This is a genomic window from Pseudomonas sp. Sample_9, from assembly GCF_004307535.1.
Classification (GTDB): Bacteria; Pseudomonadota; Gammaproteobacteria; order Pseudomonadales; family Pseudomonadaceae; genus Aquipseudomonas; species Aquipseudomonas mercuritolerans.
On record NZ_RAZO01000423.1, the window covers coordinates 16,338 to 34,084 of the forward strand.

The following is a 17,747-nucleotide window of genomic DNA, read 5'->3' on the forward strand; positions in this document are numbered from 1 at the left end:
TTATCGGGCCACATTTCCTTACGGGTTTCTCCGAACTTGACGGCTGACGCCCTCGAACGCTTTTGTTACCATCCGGGACGTTCTCGGATTTTGCCTTGAGGTTTTCCTGACATGTCTGCCGTTCGCAGCAAGATCTGCGGCATTACCCGCATAGAAGATGCGCTGGCCGCCGTCGAAGCCGGCGCCGATGCGATCGGCCTGGTGTTCTACGCCAAGAGCCCACGAGCGGTGAACGTGCAGCAGGCGCGGGCGATCATCAAAGCGTTGCCGCCGTTCGTCACCACCGTCGGGCTGTTCGTCAATGCCAGTCGTTGCGAGCTGGGAGAAATCCTCGATGCGGTACCGCTGGATCTGCTGCAGTTCCATGGTGACGAAAGCGCGGAGGAATGCGAAGGCTGGCATCGTCCGTACATCAAGGCGCTGCGGGTCAAGGCTGGCGATGACATTGCTGCAGCCTGCGATGCCTTTCCCGGCGCCAGTGGCGTGCTGCTGGACACTTATGTCGAAGGGGTGCCCGGTGGAACCGGCGAGGCGTTTGACTGGTCACTGATTCCGCAACACTTGAGCAAGCCGCTGATTCTGGCCGGCGGCCTGACGCCGGAGAACGTGGCCGACGCGGTAGCACGGGTCAAGCCTTACGCGGTTGACGTCAGCGGCGGAGTAGAGGCGAGCAAAGGCATCAAGGATCATCACAAGATTCGCGCATTCATCAACGCGGTGCGCGGCAATACGTCGTCGATGTGACGGCTGGCAGTCTGCCGCCGTCCATCAATGCACTTGCACAAAGCAGGCGCGGCTGAGGGTTGCTGAATCGTACGCAGGTCATGTTTCGCGCTGACCGCGACGCTTCGTCAACCATCGCCACACACATGAATTTAGCTCAAGGGCATACGCGGGGCTGCGAACCAGAGCGTTCGGGCCGCCGGTACTGGAGAAAGAAAGCATGAGCAACTGGTTAGTAGACAAACTGATCCCTTCGATCATGCGCTCGGAGGTCAAGAAGAGCTCGGTGCCTGAAGGTCTGTGGCACAAATGCCCATCCTGCGAGGCGGTGTTGTACCGTCCGGAGCTGGAAAAGACCCTGGACGTTTGCCCCAAGTGCAACCACCACATGCGCATCGGCGCACGTGCGCGCATCGACATTTTCCTCGACCCGGAAGGTCGCAACGAACTGGGCGCCGATCTGGAGCCGGTTGACCGTCTGAAATTCCGCGACGGCAAGAAGTACAAGGATCGTCTGGTTGCTGCGCAGAAGCAGACCGGCGAAAAAGACGCGCTGATCTCGGTCAGCGGTACCTTGCTGGGCATGCCGGTGGTGGTTTCGGCATTCGAATTCAACTTCATGGGCGGTTCCATGGGCGCCATCGTCGGTGAGCGCTTCGTGCGCGCTGCCAACTACGCACTGGAAAACCGCTGCCCGATGATCTGCTTCGCCGCCTCCGGTGGTGCGCGCATGCAGGAAGCGTTGATCTCGCTGATGCAAATGGCCAAGACTTCGGCCGTGCTGGCGCGTCTGCGTGAAGAGGGCATTCCGTTCATTTCCGTACTGACCGACCCGGTCTACGGCGGCGTGTCGGCTAGCCTGGCGATGCTTGGTGATGTCATTGTTGGCGAGCCGAAGGCCCTGATCGGTTTTGCTGGTCCGCGGGTAATCGAGCAGACCGTACGCGAGAAACTGCCGGAAGGCTTCCAGCGCAGCGAATTCCTGCTGGAGCACGGCGCCATCGACATGATCATCCACCGTCAGGAACTGCGCCCGCGTCTGGGCAACCTGCTGGCGCAGATGACCGGCAAGCCGACGCCGAAATTTGTCGCCGCGCCGATCGAGCCGATTGTAGTGCCGCCGGTGCCTGCCAACGTATGACCCAGCGCACCCTTGGTGAATGGCTCGCCTACCTCGAGCAGTTGCATCCGTCGGCCATCGACATGGGCCTGGAGCGTTCGCAACAGGTAGCGTCCCGCATGGGGCTGGGCCAGCCGGCGCCTCGGGTGATCACGGTCACCGGCACCAACGGCAAGGGTTCGACCTGCGCGTTCGTGGCTTCTTTGCTGCGTGCGCAGGGCCTGAGCGTTGGTGTCTACAATTCTCCGCACCTGCTGCGTTACAACGAGCGGGTGCAACTCAATGGCGTCGAAGCCACTGACGCCCAGCTGTGCGAGGCCTTTGCTGCGGTCGAGGCGGGCCGCGGCGAGACTTCCCTGACTTACTTCGAAATGGGCACCCTGGCGGCGTTCTGGCTGTTCCAACAGTCCGCGCTTGATGCTGTGGTGCTTGAAGTCGGGTTGGGCGGGCGTCTGGACACGGTCAATGTGGTCGATGCCGACATCGCGCTGGTCACCAGCATTGGTGTCGATCACGCCGATTATCTGGGCGACACCCGCGAATCCGTCGCCTTCGAGAAGGCCGGTATCTTCCGCCAGGGCAAGCCTGCTCTGTGTGGCGACCTGAATCCTCCGCAACCACTGCTCGACAAGGCGCACGAACTGGCTTGCCCGTTCTTCCTGCGTGGACGCGATTTCGATCTTGGCATCACCGAGCAGCATTGGCAGTGGCGCGGCACCGATGCCCTAGGCCAAGTGGTCGAGTTGCGCGACTTGCCGCTGCTCGATCTGCCGATGGAAAACGCCGCGCTGGCGCTGCAAGCCTATCTGCTGACAGATTTGCCGTGGAATGCCGAACAGATTGTCGCGGCGTTGCAGGCGACGCGCGTGGTCGGGCGCCTCGATCGTCGTTCGTTCGAATGGAACGGCAAGCGCCTGAACCTGTTGCTGGATGTCGGTCACAATCCGCATGCCGCTGAATATCTCGCGCGACGGCTGGCTGCGCGGCCGCCGGTTGGCAAGCGTCTGGTGGTATTCGGATTGCTGGCGGACAAGGATCTGGATGGTGTTGTTGGCGAATTGAATGCTAGTGTCGCGCATTGGGCTGTCGCGCCGCTGGATTCGCCGCGCGCGCGTCCCGTAGCTGAGCTTGAGGCAGCGCTGCAGAACCTTGGTGCTTCGGTTACGTCTTACGCCAGCGTTGCGGCCGCTCTGGAAGGGCAGTGCGCTATAGCAACCAGCGACGACGAGATTCTCTTGTTCGGATCATTTTATTGTGTCGCCGAGGCCCTTGAATGGCTGGCCCGGCGCTCCACGGAGGAAGCGGCAAATGGCTTTGCTGGATAAAGCGTACAAGCAGCGCATGGTTGGCGCGCTGGTGCTGGTGGCGCTGGCGGTGATCTTCCTGCCGATGCTGTTTTCCCGTCAGGACGAGCAGCGTCAGGTGACCGTCGAGGCCCCGGCGGCGCCTCAGCCTTCGGCCATGCCGCAAGTGCAAATGGAACCGGTCGCCGTGCCTGAGCCCCAGGCTTTGCCACAAGAGCCGGTGCCAACGGACGAAGAGGTCGTTGAAGAAACGGTGCCTGCTGCTCCGGCTGCTGCTCCGGCCGCCCCGGCACCGACCATCCCGGCGCAGATTGCCCGCCCGGCAACGCCGCCACCGGTGGCCAAGCCGATTCCGGCGCCGGCTCAGCCAATCGCCTCCACAACCAGCAAGCCTGACACCACGCAGAGCCGCGTCGATGCCAACGGTCTGTCGGTGAGCTGGTCGGTGCAACTGGCCAGTCTGTCGAGCCGCGCCAGCGCCGAAAGCCTGCAGAAGAACCTGCGCAGCCAGGGTTATAACGCCTACATTCGTTCGGCCGATGGCAAGAACCGGGTGTTCGTCGGTCCGCTGATCGAGCGTGCCGAGGCCGATCGTCTGCGTGATCTGCTGAGCCGTCAACAGAACCTCAAGGGCTTCGTTGTCCGTTTTCAGCCTGAACGTGGCTGAAATCTATCACCTCGATTGAAAAGCACTGACAATCGCAGCTTACCGACAGCCATGCGCTCTGCTAAAATGCGCCGCCTTATCCGTCTGTAGGCTGCACTGTGCCATTTACCTGGGTTGACTGGGCGATCGTTGCAATCATCGCCATCTCCGCATTGATCAGTCTGAGCCGCGGCTTCGTAAAGGAAGCGTTATCGCTGCTGACCTGGATCATCGCAGGAGCGGTTGCCTGGATGTTTGGTGGCTCACTGTCCGAGTACCTCGCCGGATACATCGAAACCCCATCGGCTCGCGTGATCGCGGGCTGTGCCATCATGTTTGTCGCCACACTGATCGTGGGCGCAATGATCAATTATCTTATCGGCGAGTTGGTTCGCGTCACCGGGTTGTCCGGGACCGATCGATTCCTCGGCATGGCCTTCGGCGCAGCGCGTGGCGTGTTGCTGGTGGTCGTGGCGGTCGGGCTGTTGAGCCTGGGGCCGGTACAGCAGGACGGGTGGTGGAAAGAATCACAGCTCGTGCCCAAGTTTCTATTGGTCGCCGACTGGTCCAAAAACCTGATACTCGGGTGGAGCAGTCAGTGGCTTGCCAGCGGAATCAGCGTACCCGCTGAGATTCCGTTCAAGGAGCAGCTCTTGCCGACGGCGAAAACGCCTCAGTGAGTGCTGTTCAGTTCAGATCCATTAAGTAGGGGTTGCGTCGCATGTGTGGCATCGTCGGTATCGTCGGTAAGTCGAACGTCAATCAGGCGCTGTATGACGCGCTAACCGTGCTCCAGCACCGCGGCCAGGACGCTGCCGGTATCGTGACCAGCCATGATGGCCGGTTGTTCCTGCGCAAGGATAATGGCCTGGTGCGTGACGTGTTCCAGCAGCGTCACATGCAGCGTCTGGTCGGCCACATGGGTATCGGCCACGTCCGTTACCCGACTGCCGGCAGCTCGACGTCGGCCGAAGCCCAGCCGTTCTACGTCAACTCGCCGTACGGCATCACCTTGGCGCACAACGGTAACCTGACCAACGTTGAACAGTTGGCCAAAGAGATCTACGAATCCGATCTGCGTCACGTCAACACCAGTTCCGACTCGGAAGTGCTGCTCAACGTGTTCGCCCACGAGCTGGCCCAGCGCGGCAAGCTGCAGCCGACCGAAGAAGACGTGTTCGCCGCCGTGACCGACGTGCACAACCGTTGCGTGGGTGGTTACGCCGTTGTGGCGATGGTCACCGGTTACGGCATCGTCGGTTTCCGCGATCCGCACGGCATCCGCCCGATCGTGTTTGGCCAGCGTCACACCGACGAAGGCGTCGAGTACATGATTGCCTCGGAAAGCGTTTCCCTGGACGTGCTCGGTTTCACGCTGATCCGCGATCTCGCGCCAGGCGAAGCGGTGTACATCACCGAAGATGGCAAGCTGCACACCCGTCAGTGCGCAACCAACCCTTCGCTGACCCCGTGCATTTTCGAACACGTCTACCTGGCGCGTCCGGACTCGATCATCGACGGCGTGTCGGTGTACAAGGCACGTCTGCGCATGGGCGAGAAGCTTGCCGAAAAGATCCTGCGCGAGCGCCCTGAGCACGACATCGACGTGGTCATCCCTATTCCGGACACCAGCCGTACTGCCGCGCTGGAGCTGGCCAATCACCTGGGTGTGAAATTCCGCGAAGGCTTCGTCAAGAACCGCTACATCGGTCGCACCTTCATCATGCCGGGCCAGGCTGCGCGCAAGAAGTCGGTACGCCAGAAGCTCAACGCCATCGAGCTGGAATTCCGCGGCAAGAACGTGATGCTGGTCGATGACTCGATCGTGCGCGGCACCACTTGCAAGCAGATCATCCAGATGGCCCGCGAAGCCGGCGCGAAAAACGTCTACTTCTGCTCGGCGGCACCAGCGGTGCGCTTCCCCAACGTCTACGGTATCGACATGCCGAGCGCTCACGAACTGATCGCGCACAACCGTTCGACTCAGGACGTGGCCGATCTGATCGGCGCTGACTGGCTGATCTATCAGGACTTGCCTGACTTGATCGAAGCGGTCGGTGGCGGCAAGATCAAGATCGAGCACTTCGATTGTGCGGTGTTCGACGGCAAGTACGTGACTGGTGACGTCGACGAGGCTTACCTGAACAAGATCGAACAGGCGCGCAACGATGCCTCGAAGGTCAAGACCCAGGCAGTCAGTGCGATCATCGATCTGTACAACAACTGAGTTTCCACCGGCCCTGAGGGGCCGGTTTTGTATCTGATATTTATTGTTCGTGAACAAAGGAGAGACAGCATGAGTCAGGAATGGGATGCCGGTCGGCTGGACAGCGACCTCGAAGGCGTAGCGTTCGATACCCTGGCCGTCCGTGCCGGTCAGCACCGCACGCCGGAAGGCGAGCACGGTGATCCGATGTTCTTCACCTCCAGCTATGTGTTCCGCACCGCTGCCGATGCGGCGGCGCGCTTTGCCGGCGAAGTGCCGGGCAACGTCTACTCGCGTTACACCAACCCGACCGTGCGCGCATTCGAAGAGCGCATCGCCGCGCTGGAAGGCGCCGAGCAGGCCGTCGCCACGGCCACCGGCATGGCCGCGATCATGGCGGTGGTGATGAGCCTGTGCAGTGCGGGCGATCACGTGCTGGTGTCGCGCAGCGTGTTCGGCTCGACCATCAGCCTGTTCGAGAAGTATTTCAAGCGCTTCGGCGTCGAAGTCGATTACGTCCCGCTGGCCGATCTGTTGGCCTGGGATGCGGCAATCAAATCCAACACCAAACTGCTTTTTGTCGAATCGCCGTCCAATCCGTTGGCCGAACTGGTGGATATCGCCGCGCTGGCAGAAATCGCTCATGCCAAGGGCGCGCAGCTGGTGGTCGACAACTGCTTCTGCACCCCGGCGTTGCAGCAGCCGCTGAAGCTCGGCGCGGATATTGTCGTGCACTCGGCGACCAAGTTCATCGACGGTCAGGGCCGCTGCATGGGCGGCGTTGTTGCCGGTCGCGGTGAACAGATGAAAGAAGTGGTGGGTTTTCTGCGGACCGCCGGGCCGACCCTCAGCCCGTTCAACGCGTGGATCTTCCTCAAAGGCCTCGAGACCCTCAACCTGCGCATGAAAGCGCATTGCGCCAACGCTCAGGCGCTGGCCGAATGGCTGGAGCAGCAGGACGGCATCGAGAAGGTCCATTACGCCGGTCTGAAGAGCCATCCGCAGCACGAGTTGGCCCAGCGCCAGCAGAAGGGTTTTGGTGCGGTGGTCAGCTTCGAGGTCAAGGGCGGCAAAGAAGGCGCCTGGCGCTTTATCGATGCCACGCGGTTGATTTCGATCACCGCCAACCTTGGCGACAGCAAAACCACGATCACCCATCCAAGCACCACCTCCCACGGCCGTCTGGCGCCACAGGAGCGTGAAGCGGCAGGCATTCGTGACAGTCTGATCCGCGTTGCGGTCGGTCTGGAAGATGTGGCTGACCTGCAGGCTGATCTGGCGCGCGGTCTGGCGGCATTGTGATCGAGTTGTCCACACCCGCGGCCAACACCCATGGCCGCGTGGCGCTGGTCACTGGCGCTGCGCGCGGTATCGGCCTTGGAATTGCCGCCTGGCTGATCAGCGAAGGCTGGCAGGTGGTGCTGACCGATCTTGATCGGGTGCGTGGTTCGAAAGTGGCGAAGGTGCTCGGCGAGAACGCCTGGTTCATCGCCATGGACGTCGCGGACGAAAATCAGGTCGCGCTGGGCGTGGCCGAGGTGTTGGGGCAGTTTGGTCGCCTTGATGCATTGGTCTGCAACGCGGCGGTGGCCGATCCACACAACATCACCCTGGAAAGCCTCGATCTGGCGTACTGGAATCGGGTGCTGGCAGTGAATCTGAGCGGGCCGATGTTGCTGGCCAAGCACTGTGCGCCGTATCTGCGTGCGCACAACGGTTCGATCGTCAACCTGGCCTCGACCCGCGCGCGACAGTCGGAGGCGGACTCCGAGGCGTATGCGGCGAGCAAGGGCGGGCTGTTGGCGCTGACCCATGCGCTGGCAATCAGCCTTGGACCGGAAATCCGCGTGAACGCAGTCAGTCCTGGCTGGATTGATGCGCGTGATCCCTCGGTGCGTCGCGCCGAGCCTTTGGCCGATGCCGATCACGCTCAGCATCCGGCGGGCAGGGTGGGGACGGTCGAAGACGTGGCGGCGATGGTGGCGTGGTTGCTGTCGAGGAATGCCGGGTTTGTCACCGGGCAGGAATTTGTCGTCGACGGCGGCATGACCAAGAAAATGATCTACGAGCAGTGAAAGGCAGCTTCGAGCTGCAAGCTGCAAGCTTCAAGTTAAAGCAAGACGCTGGTGTGCCTGTTTTAGGTGATCATCCTTTTCTTGAAGCTTGAAGCTTGAACCCCTTTTTGAAAAAAACTCCAATCCTGCTATTGACTTAGCTTCGCCACCTGCGTAAATTTCGCGGCCTCGGAGATGCAAACGGGTGATTAGCTCAGCTGGGAGAGCGTCTGCCTTACAAGCAGAATGTCGGCGGTTCGATCCCGTCATCACCCACCATTCGTTTCAAGTGTTACGCGCAGCGGTAGTTCAGTCGGTTAGAATACCGGCCTGTCACGCCGGGGGTCGCGGGTTCGAGTCCCGTCCGCTGCGCCATATCTGTTTCAAGGACCACTGAACGCCTTGAAGCGCCGACACCAGCCATCGGCTGAATCGGATCGATAGCAAAGACCCTGGTCGAAAGACCGGGGTTTTTTGTGTCTGAAGTTTGGCTATTCCCCTCTCGAACTCCTGCGCAAATCCTCCTGTAGGAGCTGCGGCACGCTGCGATCTTTTGATCTTGCTCTTAAAAAATCCAGATCAAAAGATCGCAGCCTCGTTTCACTCGACAGCTCCTACAAGAATCTCTGCAAGCCTCCTGCGGTGCCACGTCGCATTGATTTTTTTGATTATTTAGTCAGGTTTTTGTAACTGGTTGTTTGCTGTGGGCGTAGAAACCTTTAAAGTTAACCTTTCGGTCAGCTTTGCACTGTCAACACAGCTCTTTGCTTCGCCAGAAAGAGCTTCTGCAAGACTCGAGATCCCCAGTAGATAACCACAAGGGCGGACCTATAACCGCCCAGAGGATGATCCATGTCCAACCGTGAAATATCCCGGCGCTCGTTCCTTCAGGGCGGGCTGGTAGCGGGTGTGAGCGTGACGCTCACGCCATTGAGCAGCCAGGCGCTGGCCGCCTTGATGGAAAACAGCGTGACCGTGCCGTCCGAGCAGTGGCTCGGCAACAATGGCAAGGCGCGCGCCCGTAACGATGCCTTGTCCAAGGTCTGCGGCAGCAAGGTGTTTGCCCGCGACATCCGCGCCAAGGACATGCCAGGCTGGCCTGAGCAACAAGGCCACGCCATGCTGCTGAAAACCATCAAGGCCGACCGTATCTACGCAGGTTACGACCTGTCGTGGCTCGGCGCTGATCTGCAGCCGGACCGCATCGTTACCGCTGCCGATCTGGACAAGGACGGTATCGTCTTCCCCGAAGAGCACGCGCCTGATCCATTGCTGCCAGAAGGCAAAGTGCCGATGTTCATCGGGCACCCGGTAGCGATTCTGATCTGGAACGACTTCGAGCGTTTCCGTCAGGCCAAGAATCAACTCAAATTCAATGACAAAGCGATTCGTTACGGCGCCAAAGTGCCGTTCTACGAAGGCGACCCCTACGGCAGCTTCCGCTACGTGCGCGTCGGCGGCGCGACTTCGGCGGACGAAGACGAATTCGCCAGCCTCAAGGATTCGATCCTGTTTCCGATGCTGAAGAACCGCCGTCCAGTGTGGAATGCATCGCCGAACCTTCATGGCAACCTCACCGAGCGCGGCCTGTTCTACGCCGACCGCATGAAGCAGGAAATCGACACGCCGCCAGACAACTGGCTGGTGTTCGATGAGCGCTACAAGACGCCGTCGATCGAACCGGCCGCCCTCGAGCCGGACAACGGCAACGGCTGGTACGACCCGAAAACCAAAACCCTGCATTTCGTCGTGGCGACGCAATGCCCGCTGGAAGTCGCGACCGAGACCGCGAAGATGATCGGGCCGTCGCGTTTCGGCCTGGCCAACCTGAACATGCACCCGGGCTACACCGTCGGCTATGGCTCCAAAGACCACAACATTTTCGTCTACTACGCAGCCCTGGCCGCGCTGTACGGCGCCGGTGTGCCGGTGCGTCTGGCCAACGACCGCTATGAGCAATTCCAGAGCGGCATCAAGCGTCACCCGTTCGACATCCGCTACCAGTTGGCCGTGGACAAGAACGACTACACCTTCAAGATTTTCCGTGCAGAAATGAGCGTCGACGGCGGCGGTCGGGTCAACTACAGCCCATCGGTGGCGGCGGTTGGCGCCACGGCTGCGCAGTCGATCTACTACATGCCGCAGAACGACCTGCAAGTCACCGCGTATCACTCGCGCGCGGTCGAGGCGGGTTCGATGCGCGGTTATGGCACCCTGCAAAGCATGGCGGCCACCGAAATGATGGTCGATGAGATCGCCAATCGCCTGGGTGTCGACGCTATCGACTTGCGCCGCAGGAATGCCCTGCGTTCCGGCATGAAAAACACCCAGGGCGCAGTCCCGGCCGGTGCACTGCGCCTGCACGAAATTCTCGACAAGGCCTCGGTGCACGAAGTCTGGAAAAATCGCGACACGATCAAGCAACAACGTGAAGCGGCAGACCCGGATAACTGGTACGGCGTCGGTTTCGCCATCTGCCAGAAAGACTTCGGCACCGGCTCCGAAGCGCCGATGGCCAGCATCGAATTCACCGCTGACGGGCGCATCACCCTGCGCCACATCGGCATCGAAATCGGTACCGGCATGTCCACCTCGCAAGCCCTGGTCGTCGCCGATTTCCTCGGCAGCCCCGCGCATGAGGTGAAGACCGGCGAAACCGAATGGCAGGAAATGCAGCTGATCACCAGCGGCAACCCTTACATCATGAGTCAGGCCGAGCAGGACAATCTGCTGCGCAACCCGCGCTGGGTCGGCAAGCTGGCGTCGGCGTCTTCGGCGACCAACTCCGCCTATTACTTCAGCCACGCGACCCGTGAAGCGGCACGCGTGCTGTTCAACCACGGCTTGTGGCCGGCGGCGCTGGAGATCTGGCGTCAGGGTCCGTACGGCGGCCAAGCCAACCCTTACGTGGTGCGCCGCGAAGATGCGCATTGGGTCGACGGCAAGCTGACCGCCAACGGCATGCAGCCGCTGAGTTTCGAAGAGCTGGCCAAGCGTGCCCACGATCGCGGTCTGGTGACGGGCGCCACGGTGCATGGTTTCAACCGCTGGAGCTGGGCCGAGGCCGAGTACAGCATCGACGGCGTGCGCGAGCGCCTGCCGCTCGACGGTCTGGCGGTGAAATACGGCGATGGCGCGCCGCAAGCGAAGAAAGCGCAGATGAACAGCGCCGGCTTCCACTTGCTTGATCGGCAGAACGTCAACTACCCGGTAGTGCAGTTGAACAACGCTGCCGTGACCTATTACAGCCCGGTCGCGACGCTGGTCGAGTTGAAGGTCAATAAAGGCTCGGCGGAAGTCGAGGTGCTCAACCACCATTCGTGGATCGAGTGCGGTCGCGTGCTGGTTGAAGAGTTGGTCAAGGGCCAACTTGAAGGTGGCATCGCCATGGGTATTGGTCATGCGCTGATGGAAGAGATGCCGTTGTACGAAGGCGGGCCGGGGGAGGGTGACTGGAACTTCAACCGTTACCGCCTGCCGATGGCGCGTCACGTTGCGGTGTGGAAGCAGACCGCGGAGATCCTGCCGCCGCTGTCGCCGAGCGATCCGTCCAAGGGCATCGCCGAAGTGGTGATGATCCCGATTGTCGGTGCCATCGGTAACGCCGTGGCGCACGCCATTGGTAAACGTGTTCGTGACTTGCCTATCACCGCTGCGCGCATCAAGGAGGCCCTCAATGGCTAACCGTCCGCTTCAACTGACCCTCAATGGTCAATCCGTCGGCCCGGTGGACATCCCTGATGACCTGCCGATGATCGACTACCTGCACGAATACAAAAACCTCACCGGCTCGCGGCTTGGCTGCGGTCAGGGCATCTGCCACGCCTGCGTGGTGATCGTAGACAACCCCGACGGTACCAGCGAAGAAGTGCGCACCTGCATCACCGGCGCGCATTACTTCGAGGGCAAGAAAGTTCGCACCATCGAAGGTCACGCCACTCGCGATGAGCGAGGCCAGGTCACCGAGCTCAATCCGATCCAGCAGCGCTTTGTCGACGAGTTTGCCTTCCAGTGCAGCTACTGCGCGCCAGGCTTCGTCCACGCCGCGACGGTGTTGGTCGAGAAGCTGCAGCGCCAGCCGATCGTCAAAAGTCAGCTGGAACAGGTGATCGAGGACAGCCTCGGCCATCACGTCTGCCGCTGCACCGGCTACGTGCGTTATTACAACGCCACGCGCAACGTGCTGACCGATCTCGGTCTGGTCAAGGAGGGTTGAGCATGAAGCGTTTACTGACCCGCCTGGCCCTCGCGGTCGGACTGGCTGCGCCGCTTATGGCGGCCCACGCCGACGATCAGATCAAGCGCGGCGAATACCTCGCCCGCGCCGCTGACTGCATGGCCTGCCACACCGCACCGGGTGGCGCGCCCTATGCCGGCGGCCTGCCGATCGTCTCGCCATTCGGCACGATCTACGGCACCAACATCACCCCGAGCAAAGAGCACGGCATCGGTCTGTACAGCGATGACGAGTTCTTCGCTGCGCTGACCGAAGGCAAGCGGCGCGACGGTGCGAATTTGTATCCAGCGATGCCGTACACCTCTTATCACCTGATGCCGCGCGCCGATTCCGATGCGATTCACGCGTATCTGAAAACCATCGAGCCGATCGAACGCGCCGCGCCGGTGACCAGCCTGAGCTTTCCGTTCAATGTGCGTCTGGGCCTGACGGGCTGGAACATGCTCTACGGCAAAGACGTCAAGCTGGAATCGGCGGAAGGCAAAAGTGCGGCGTGGAAGCGCGGCCAGTACATGGTCGACGTTCTCGGTCACTGCGGCGAATGCCATACGCCACGCGGCCTGCCCGGTGCGATGCAAATGGACAAGCGCATGACCGGCGGCATTCTCAATGGTTATCTCGCGCCGAGCCTGCTGGCCACCGACCTGGCCGCGCGCGGCTGGAATCAGCAGGATCTGAGCACGTTTCTCAAGCACGGCATGAGCGCGCAAGGGACGATGTTCAACGAGATGTTCCCGGTGTTTCACAACAGCACTCAGGGGCTGAGCGATACGGATCTGGCGGCAATGGCGACGTTCCTCCTTGGCGAGCAACCGCCGCCAGCCAAAGAGCTCGTCGAAGTGCCGCTGGACAAGCTCAGTCCGAGTGCTCAGCGCGGCCGTCAGGAATACCTGAACGTCTGCGCCGGTTGTCACGCGGCTGGCGGTGAAGGCAAACCGCACATCGCCGTGGCCATGCGTGGCAACACGACGTTGCGTCTGGAAGATCCGCGCAATCTGTTGCGAGTGATCGAGGATGGTATCGGCGAACAGAAGTTTTCCGGGTTCGAACACATGCAGCCGATGCCGGGTTTTGCTGAAAAGCTCAGTCCTGAGCAATTGACCGATCTGCTCAACTACCTGCGTCAGGGTTGGGGCGGGCAGGGCGCTGAACTGGCGGTGAGCGAAGTGCAGAAGCTGCAAGCCGACGCGCCGAGCGTCGAGCACAAGGCCCACTGATATGCAGCATCTCGATCTGCAAGTGGTGCGTCGGGCGCTGGAATGGTCGGTGGCCGGGCAGCGAATCTGGCTGTGCACGGTGCTGACCACTTACGGCTCGGCACCGCGCGCGCCGGGTTCGCTGCTCGCGGTGAACGAAGGCGGGCAGTGGATCGGTTCGCTGTCGGGCGGTTGCGTTGAGGAGGATTTTCTTCAGCGCGTCGCCGAAGGTGCATTTCTCGAAGCAGTAAGCGTCGTGCGTTACGGCGAAGGGGATGATCCGCGTTCGCGGGTCAGTCTGCCTTGCGGCGGCATTCTTGATGTGCTGGTTGAGAAACTTGACGCCGACTGCGCGGTGCAGGCGCATCTGCGTGAACTGGAGTCGGCGCTGCTGGGGCAGCGTCGTCTGCTTCGCGAAGTCGATCTGGCCAGCGGTGCTCGCGCTCTGTTCGCTGATCGCGAGCAGGGCGCGCGGATCGAGCGTGAGATCGATCGGGTGCGCATCCGTATTGGTGCAGCACAGCGTTTGTTGCTCGCTGGCTACTCCAGTGTGGCGCAGGCCTGTGCCGAGTTTGCTGTAGGGCTCGGCTTCGAAGTGATTCTGTGCGATCCGCGTGATGAAGTGCTTGAAGGTGTGGTGCTCAATGGCGTGGAGGTCCGTCGGCAGTTGCCTTCGGTGTTCATTGCCGACGGTGGCTGCCATCGCGACACGGCAGTGGTGGCGCTGACTCACGATCCGCGTATCGACGATCTGGCAATGATGGAAGCGGTGCGCACCGAGGCGTTTTACATCGGTGTGATGGGATCGCTGCAAACGTCGCAAAAACGCTTCGAGCGTTTGCGCCGCATTGGTGGCTTGAGTGAGGCGGAGCTGGCACGGATTCATGCGCCGATCGGCCTCAACCTCGGCAGCAAGACCCCGGCGGAAATTGCGCTGGCGGTGCTGGCAGATATCCTGCGGATTCGCAGCGGGATCGCTCGGGATCAGCTCTGATCCAAAGCCTTGCTGAATCTACTGTGGCGAGGGGATTTATCCCCGTTGGACTGCGCAGCAGTCCCCTCCTGCTCAAGAGAGGGGCGCTGCGCACCCCCGACGGGGATAAATCCCCTCGCCACAATGGTGTTTATAGGCCGTACTTATCCCGCAACCCGTAATACCAGGCGCCCAGCGCGGCAAACGGTGTGCGCAGCAACTGCCCGCCGGGGAACGGGTAGTGCGGCAGGTCGGCAAAGGCATCAAAACGCTCGGCCTGACCGCGCAACGCTTCGGCGAGGACCTTGCCCGCCAGGTGCGTGTAGGTGACGCCGTGACCGCTACAACCCTGCGAGTAATAGATGTTGTCGCCCAGGCGACCGACTTGCGGCAAGCGCGACAGGGTCAGCAGGAAGTTGCCGGTCCAGGCGTAGTCGATCTTCACATTCTTGAGTTGCGGGAACGCCTTGAGCATCTTGGGGCGAATGATCGCTTCGATGTTCGCCGGATCGCGAGCGCCGTAAACCACGCCGCCACCGAAGATCAAACGCTTGTCGGCGGTCAGGCGATAGTAGTCGAGGAGATAGTTGCAGTCCTCCACGCAATAATCCTGCGGCAACAGCGCCTTTGCCAGCTCATCGCCCAGCGGCTCGGTGGTGATCACCTGAGTACCGCACGGCATCGATTTGGCCGCCAGTTCCGGTACCAGATTACCGAGGTAGGCGTTGCCGGCGACGATGATGAACCTGGCCCTGACCTTGCCCTGCGGCGTATGCACAACCGGACTGGCGCCGCGCTCGATGCGCACGGCAGGTGATTGCTCATAGATGGTGCCGCCGAGAGACTCGACTGCCGCCGCTTCACCGAGCGCCAGGTTCAGCGGATGGATGTGGCCGCCGCTCATATCGAGCATGCCACCGACGTACTGATCGCAACCCACCACTTCACGGATGCGGCGTTGATCCATCAATTCCAGCTGGGTGTGGCCGAAGCGTTCCCACAGGCGCTTTTGCGATTCCAGGTGCCCCATTTGTCTGGCGGAAAGGGCGGCGAATACACCGCCGTCTTTCAGGTCGCACTGGATGTTGTATCTGGCCACGCGCTCGCGAATGATCCGGCCGCCTTCAAAGGCCATTTCGCCGAGCAGTTGCGCCTGCTTGGGGCCGACCGTGCGTTCAATGACGTCGATGTCGCGGCTATAGCTGTTGACGATCTGCCCACCGTTTCGGCCCGAGGCGCCGAAACCGACTTTCGCCGCTTCCAGCACGGTTACGCGAAAACCGTTCTCCAACAGGAACAGGGCGGACGACAGCCCGGTATACCCGGCGCCGATCACACAGACGTCCGTCTCCACATCATCCTGCAGCACAGGGCGTGGTGGTACGGCATTGGCCGAGGCAGCGTAATAAGACTCTGGGTATTGGGTGTTCGCCATCCTGCCGCCTCTGTTTAATATATTTTACGAGTGCGTCGATCCTACCCGAGTTGAAAAACCTCCGCCAGCCACCGGAAAATCTTCGTCGCTGAGGCGAAATTAAATATTTTGCATATTCATAGGGTTAGGTGAAAAAAAGGTGTTGACACCCCTCCGGAATTCCGTAGAATGCCGCCTCACAGCAGGCACGTAGCTCAGTTGGTTAGAGCACCACCTTGACATGGTGGGGGTCGTTGGTTCGAGTCCAATCGCGCCTACCAAACAAAATCCGCTCTGCTGGGCGGTCTGGAAGGGCTCACCGAAAGGTGAGCCCTTTTTTGTTGTCTGATGTTTGGGCAAACTTCAAGCAGGCGACCACCGAACACATCTTCCGCTCAGTGCGTTCCTTTTTCATTTGCAGCAAACGGCATGGAACAGCCCTTCATACGTCGTCAGAAGGTCGACTGGCTGAGATGATAATTTGATCGGTTCGGTGGGGTGGGGCTTAGATAGCGGCGGCGTACTTGGCGAAGCCCATGGCGCGGAAAATGGCGATGGCTCCGGTTTCGTCTGGCTGTTGATTTTGGCGAATGGCTGATCAGATTGGGCCTGATCAGCCATTCCGGGCAGTCACTCGAGCAAACTGTGCTGATTCATGTCACGCCGGGGTGGATTTGCGAGCAGATTCAGGAAGGTCCTTGAGGCTGCGGCTGATTCAGTCCACCTAGAGTTTGCGAGCTCTCGATGTCACAAGCTTTAGCGCGGGCGCGGTCAGTCATGAATGTGTAGTTGCCTGACGAAGGCGTAGCCTTGGCCAATTCGCCAAGAGCCAGATCAGGGGCGTTATAGAATCCGCTCTGACTCAGCGCCTGATTGGTGCAATCGAATTGAAAGCCGCGATAGGAAACGAAATCCTGACTGACCCGCTTCACTATCACGGTGCGGATCGGCATGTCGCCATCAACACTCACGATAGAGTAGCCCGCGTAGTAATCGTCCTGTGCAGCAATTGCACTGGCGGAGAAAGCGAAGATGGAAAGTAGAGGCCATACAGCAGCGGTAATGCGTCCCACGAATTCTTCCTTGACCTGATTTTCGATCTGTTTCTGTTCAGGTGGATATTCTACGGGAAAAATATTTTCTGAAGCATAAAACTGAAACAATTTTCTGTTGTCCCCGGGGGGGTGATTGCATTCGACTCCGGCTTTCATCGGCTGGCAGACGGTTGTTTTACTGATTTTTCGTTAAAAAAATGTGGCTAATGAAAGACTTACAGATTTTTTTCTCCAACCGGTTATCGAAAAAGCCTTGTTGGTGGTTGTGAACTTAAGTAACATCTGCCTCGCGTTCACCACCACGGTTTATGCATTTTTAAATCCCAAGCTTCCATCAGCTGCTTGGGATTTTTTTTGCCTGCGATTTGGCATTTGGCAATCCGTCGCTCCACCACCTCCGAGCGAGGCGCCGTTTTTTCGACTACTAATGACTGGCCGATTTTCGACTCTTTATAGAGGAGCGCGTCGATGCTGAGTCAGTGGATTCTTGCGGCGATTCACCTGTTTGCGTTTGCCTTGGCCTTTTGGGCAGTGCTGGCGCGTGGCAGAGCGTCCAGCCTATTTGCGTCGGGTACGGGAGCGGCCAAGCGCGTTCTGCTCGCCGATAACCTGTGGGGGCTTTCGGCGTTGACGCTGCTGGTCACCGGAGCGATGCGTGCGTTTGGCGGGTACGAGAAAAGGCGAAATTCTCCGCGCTCTATCGGAAACGTCCGACAGCCAGCTCCAGAAGTGAAAGGTAATATCGGCGCAAGAAAAGAGGGAGAGGCAAGTGAAAGGAGTCAGCATGCTTCAGGCGCCGTGCCCAGCGGGGTGAAATGC

15 protein-coding genes and 3 tRNA genes are annotated in these 17,747 nt (G+C 60.3%); 16 read left to right on the forward strand and 2 right to left on the reverse strand.

Going from position 1 to position 17,747, the window contains the following annotated elements; all coding sequences use genetic code 11:
- Positions 1–111: 111 nt before the first annotated feature.
- From D6877_RS24245 to D6877_RS24310, 14 genes are all read left to right on the forward strand, one after another.
- Positions 112–744: a phosphoribosylanthranilate isomerase gene (locus D6877_RS24245; RefSeq protein ID WP_056784388.1), complete on the forward strand. Its 633-nt coding sequence runs from the start codon at positions 112–114 to the stop codon at positions 742–744.
- A 199-nt stretch (positions 745–943) separates the two neighbouring features.
- Positions 944–1,864, forward strand: a complete 921-nt coding sequence (gene accD / locus D6877_RS24250) for an acetyl-CoA carboxylase, carboxyltransferase subunit beta (protein ID WP_016773939.1) — start codon at positions 944–946, stop codon at positions 1,862–1,864.
- Positions 1,861–3,168 carry a bifunctional tetrahydrofolate synthase/dihydrofolate synthase gene (gene folC, locus D6877_RS24255; RefSeq protein WP_130912338.1) on the forward strand — a complete coding sequence of 436 codons (1,308 nt, stop codon included), beginning with the start codon at positions 1,861–1,863 and terminating at the stop codon, positions 3,166–3,168. Before accD ends, folC begins: the two co-directional genes overlap by 4 nt.
- Positions 3,152–3,814, forward strand: coding sequence for an SPOR domain-containing protein (locus D6877_RS24260; RefSeq protein ID WP_130912339.1), 663 nt, complete (start codon positions 3,152–3,154; stop codon positions 3,812–3,814). Before folC ends, D6877_RS24260 begins: the two co-directional genes overlap by 17 nt.
- A 98-nt stretch (positions 3,815–3,912) precedes the next feature.
- Positions 3,913–4,473 (forward strand): CvpA family protein, encoded by a 561-nt coding sequence (locus tag D6877_RS24265; protein ID WP_016773942.1) that lies wholly within the window; start codon positions 3,913–3,915, stop codon positions 4,471–4,473.
- 41 nt (positions 4,474–4,514) lie between these two features.
- Positions 4,515–6,020 carry an amidophosphoribosyltransferase gene (gene purF, locus D6877_RS24270; protein WP_016773943.1) on the forward strand — a complete coding sequence of 502 codons (1,506 nt, stop codon included), beginning with the start codon at positions 4,515–4,517 and terminating at the stop codon, positions 6,018–6,020.
- Between the two features lie 69 nt (positions 6,021–6,089).
- Positions 6,090–7,301 carry an O-succinylhomoserine sulfhydrylase gene (locus tag D6877_RS24275; RefSeq protein WP_130912340.1) on the forward strand — a complete coding sequence of 404 codons (1,212 nt, stop codon included), beginning with the start codon at positions 6,090–6,092 and terminating at the stop codon, positions 7,299–7,301.
- Positions 7,298–8,074 carry an SDR family oxidoreductase gene (locus tag D6877_RS24280; protein ID WP_071171659.1) on the forward strand — a complete coding sequence of 259 codons (777 nt, stop codon included), beginning with the start codon at positions 7,298–7,300 and terminating at the stop codon, positions 8,072–8,074. Before D6877_RS24275 ends, D6877_RS24280 begins: the two co-directional genes overlap by 4 nt.
- A gap of 182 nt (positions 8,075–8,256) precedes the next feature.
- Positions 8,257–8,332 (forward strand) — tRNA-Val (locus tag D6877_RS24285).
- Positions 8,333–8,351: 19 nt separating this feature from the next.
- A tRNA-Asp gene (locus D6877_RS24290) sits at positions 8,352–8,428 on the forward strand.
- A gap of 477 nt (positions 8,429–8,905) precedes the next feature.
- Complete coding sequence (locus D6877_RS24295; protein WP_130912341.1) at positions 8,906–11,737, forward strand: xanthine dehydrogenase family protein molybdopterin-binding subunit; 2,832 nt, start codon at positions 8,906–8,908, stop codon at positions 11,735–11,737.
- Positions 11,730–12,269, forward strand: a complete 540-nt coding sequence (locus tag D6877_RS24300) for a (2Fe-2S)-binding protein (RefSeq protein WP_130912342.1) — start codon at positions 11,730–11,732, stop codon at positions 12,267–12,269. The genes D6877_RS24295 and D6877_RS24300 overlap by 8 nt, the downstream gene beginning before the upstream one ends.
- A 2-nt stretch (positions 12,270–12,271) precedes the next feature.
- Positions 12,272–13,507, forward strand: coding sequence for a cytochrome c (locus tag D6877_RS24305; protein WP_130912343.1), 1,236 nt, complete (start codon positions 12,272–12,274; stop codon positions 13,505–13,507).
- A gap of 1 nt (position 13,508) precedes the next feature.
- Complete coding sequence (locus D6877_RS24310) at positions 13,509–14,480, forward strand: XdhC family protein (protein ID WP_130912344.1); 972 nt, start codon at positions 13,509–13,511, stop codon at positions 14,478–14,480.
- A gap of 130 nt (positions 14,481–14,610) precedes the next feature.
- Here D6877_RS24310 and D6877_RS24315 read toward each other — a convergent pair whose 3' ends face one another.
- Positions 14,611–15,894 (reverse strand): FAD-binding oxidoreductase, encoded by a 1,284-nt coding sequence (locus D6877_RS24315; RefSeq protein ID WP_130912345.1) that lies wholly within the window; start codon positions 15,892–15,894, stop codon positions 14,611–14,613.
- Between the two features lie 183 nt (positions 15,895–16,077).
- On the opposite strand from D6877_RS24315, the gene D6877_RS24320 reads away from it, so the two are divergent.
- Positions 16,078–16,154 (forward strand) — tRNA-Val (locus D6877_RS24320).
- A 405-nt stretch (positions 16,155–16,559) separates the two neighbouring features.
- Here the strand turns inward: D6877_RS24320 and D6877_RS24325 are convergent.
- On the reverse strand, positions 16,560–17,036 hold the full coding sequence (locus D6877_RS24325) for a hypothetical protein (protein ID WP_130912346.1): 477 nt from the start codon (positions 17,034–17,036) through the stop codon (positions 16,560–16,562).
- A 360-nt stretch (positions 17,037–17,396) separates the two neighbouring features.
- On the opposite strand from D6877_RS24325, the gene D6877_RS24330 reads away from it, so the two are divergent.
- On the forward strand, positions 17,397–17,747 hold a 351-nt coding region (locus tag D6877_RS24330; protein ID WP_130912347.1), incomplete at its 3' end, for a DUF2214 family protein.

Bases quoted from the DNA above. Each gene is read 5' to 3' on its own strand.
- D6877_RS24305 (WP_130912343.1), top strand. From the start codon at position 12,272: ATGAAGCGTTTACTGACCCGCCTGGCCCTCGCGGTCGGACTGGCTGCG.
- folC (WP_130912338.1), top strand. From the start codon at position 1,861: ATGACCCAGCGCACCCTTGGTGAATGGCTCGCCTACCTCGAGCAGTTG.
- D6877_RS24295 (WP_130912341.1), top strand. From the start codon at position 8,906: ATGTCCAACCGTGAAATATCCCGGCGCTCGTTCCTTCAGGGCGGGCTG.
- D6877_RS24245 (WP_056784388.1), top strand. From the start codon at position 112: ATGTCTGCCGTTCGCAGCAAGATCTGCGGCATTACCCGCATAGAAGAT.
- D6877_RS24275 (WP_130912340.1), top strand. From the start codon at position 6,090: ATGAGTCAGGAATGGGATGCCGGTCGGCTGGACAGCGACCTCGAAGGC.
- D6877_RS24260 (WP_130912339.1), top strand. From the start codon at position 3,152: ATGGCTTTGCTGGATAAAGCGTACAAGCAGCGCATGGTTGGCGCGCTG.
- D6877_RS24310 (WP_130912344.1), top strand. From the start codon at position 13,509: ATGCAGCATCTCGATCTGCAAGTGGTGCGTCGGGCGCTGGAATGGTCG.
- D6877_RS24300 (WP_130912342.1), top strand. From the start codon at position 11,730: ATGGCTAACCGTCCGCTTCAACTGACCCTCAATGGTCAATCCGTCGGC.
- accD (WP_016773939.1), top strand. From the start codon at position 944: ATGAGCAACTGGTTAGTAGACAAACTGATCCCTTCGATCATGCGCTCG.
- purF (WP_016773943.1), top strand. From the start codon at position 4,515: ATGTGTGGCATCGTCGGTATCGTCGGTAAGTCGAACGTCAATCAGGCG.
- D6877_RS24315 (WP_130912345.1), bottom strand. From the start codon at position 15,894: ATGGCGAACACCCAATACCCAGAGTCTTATTACGCTGCCTCGGCCAAT.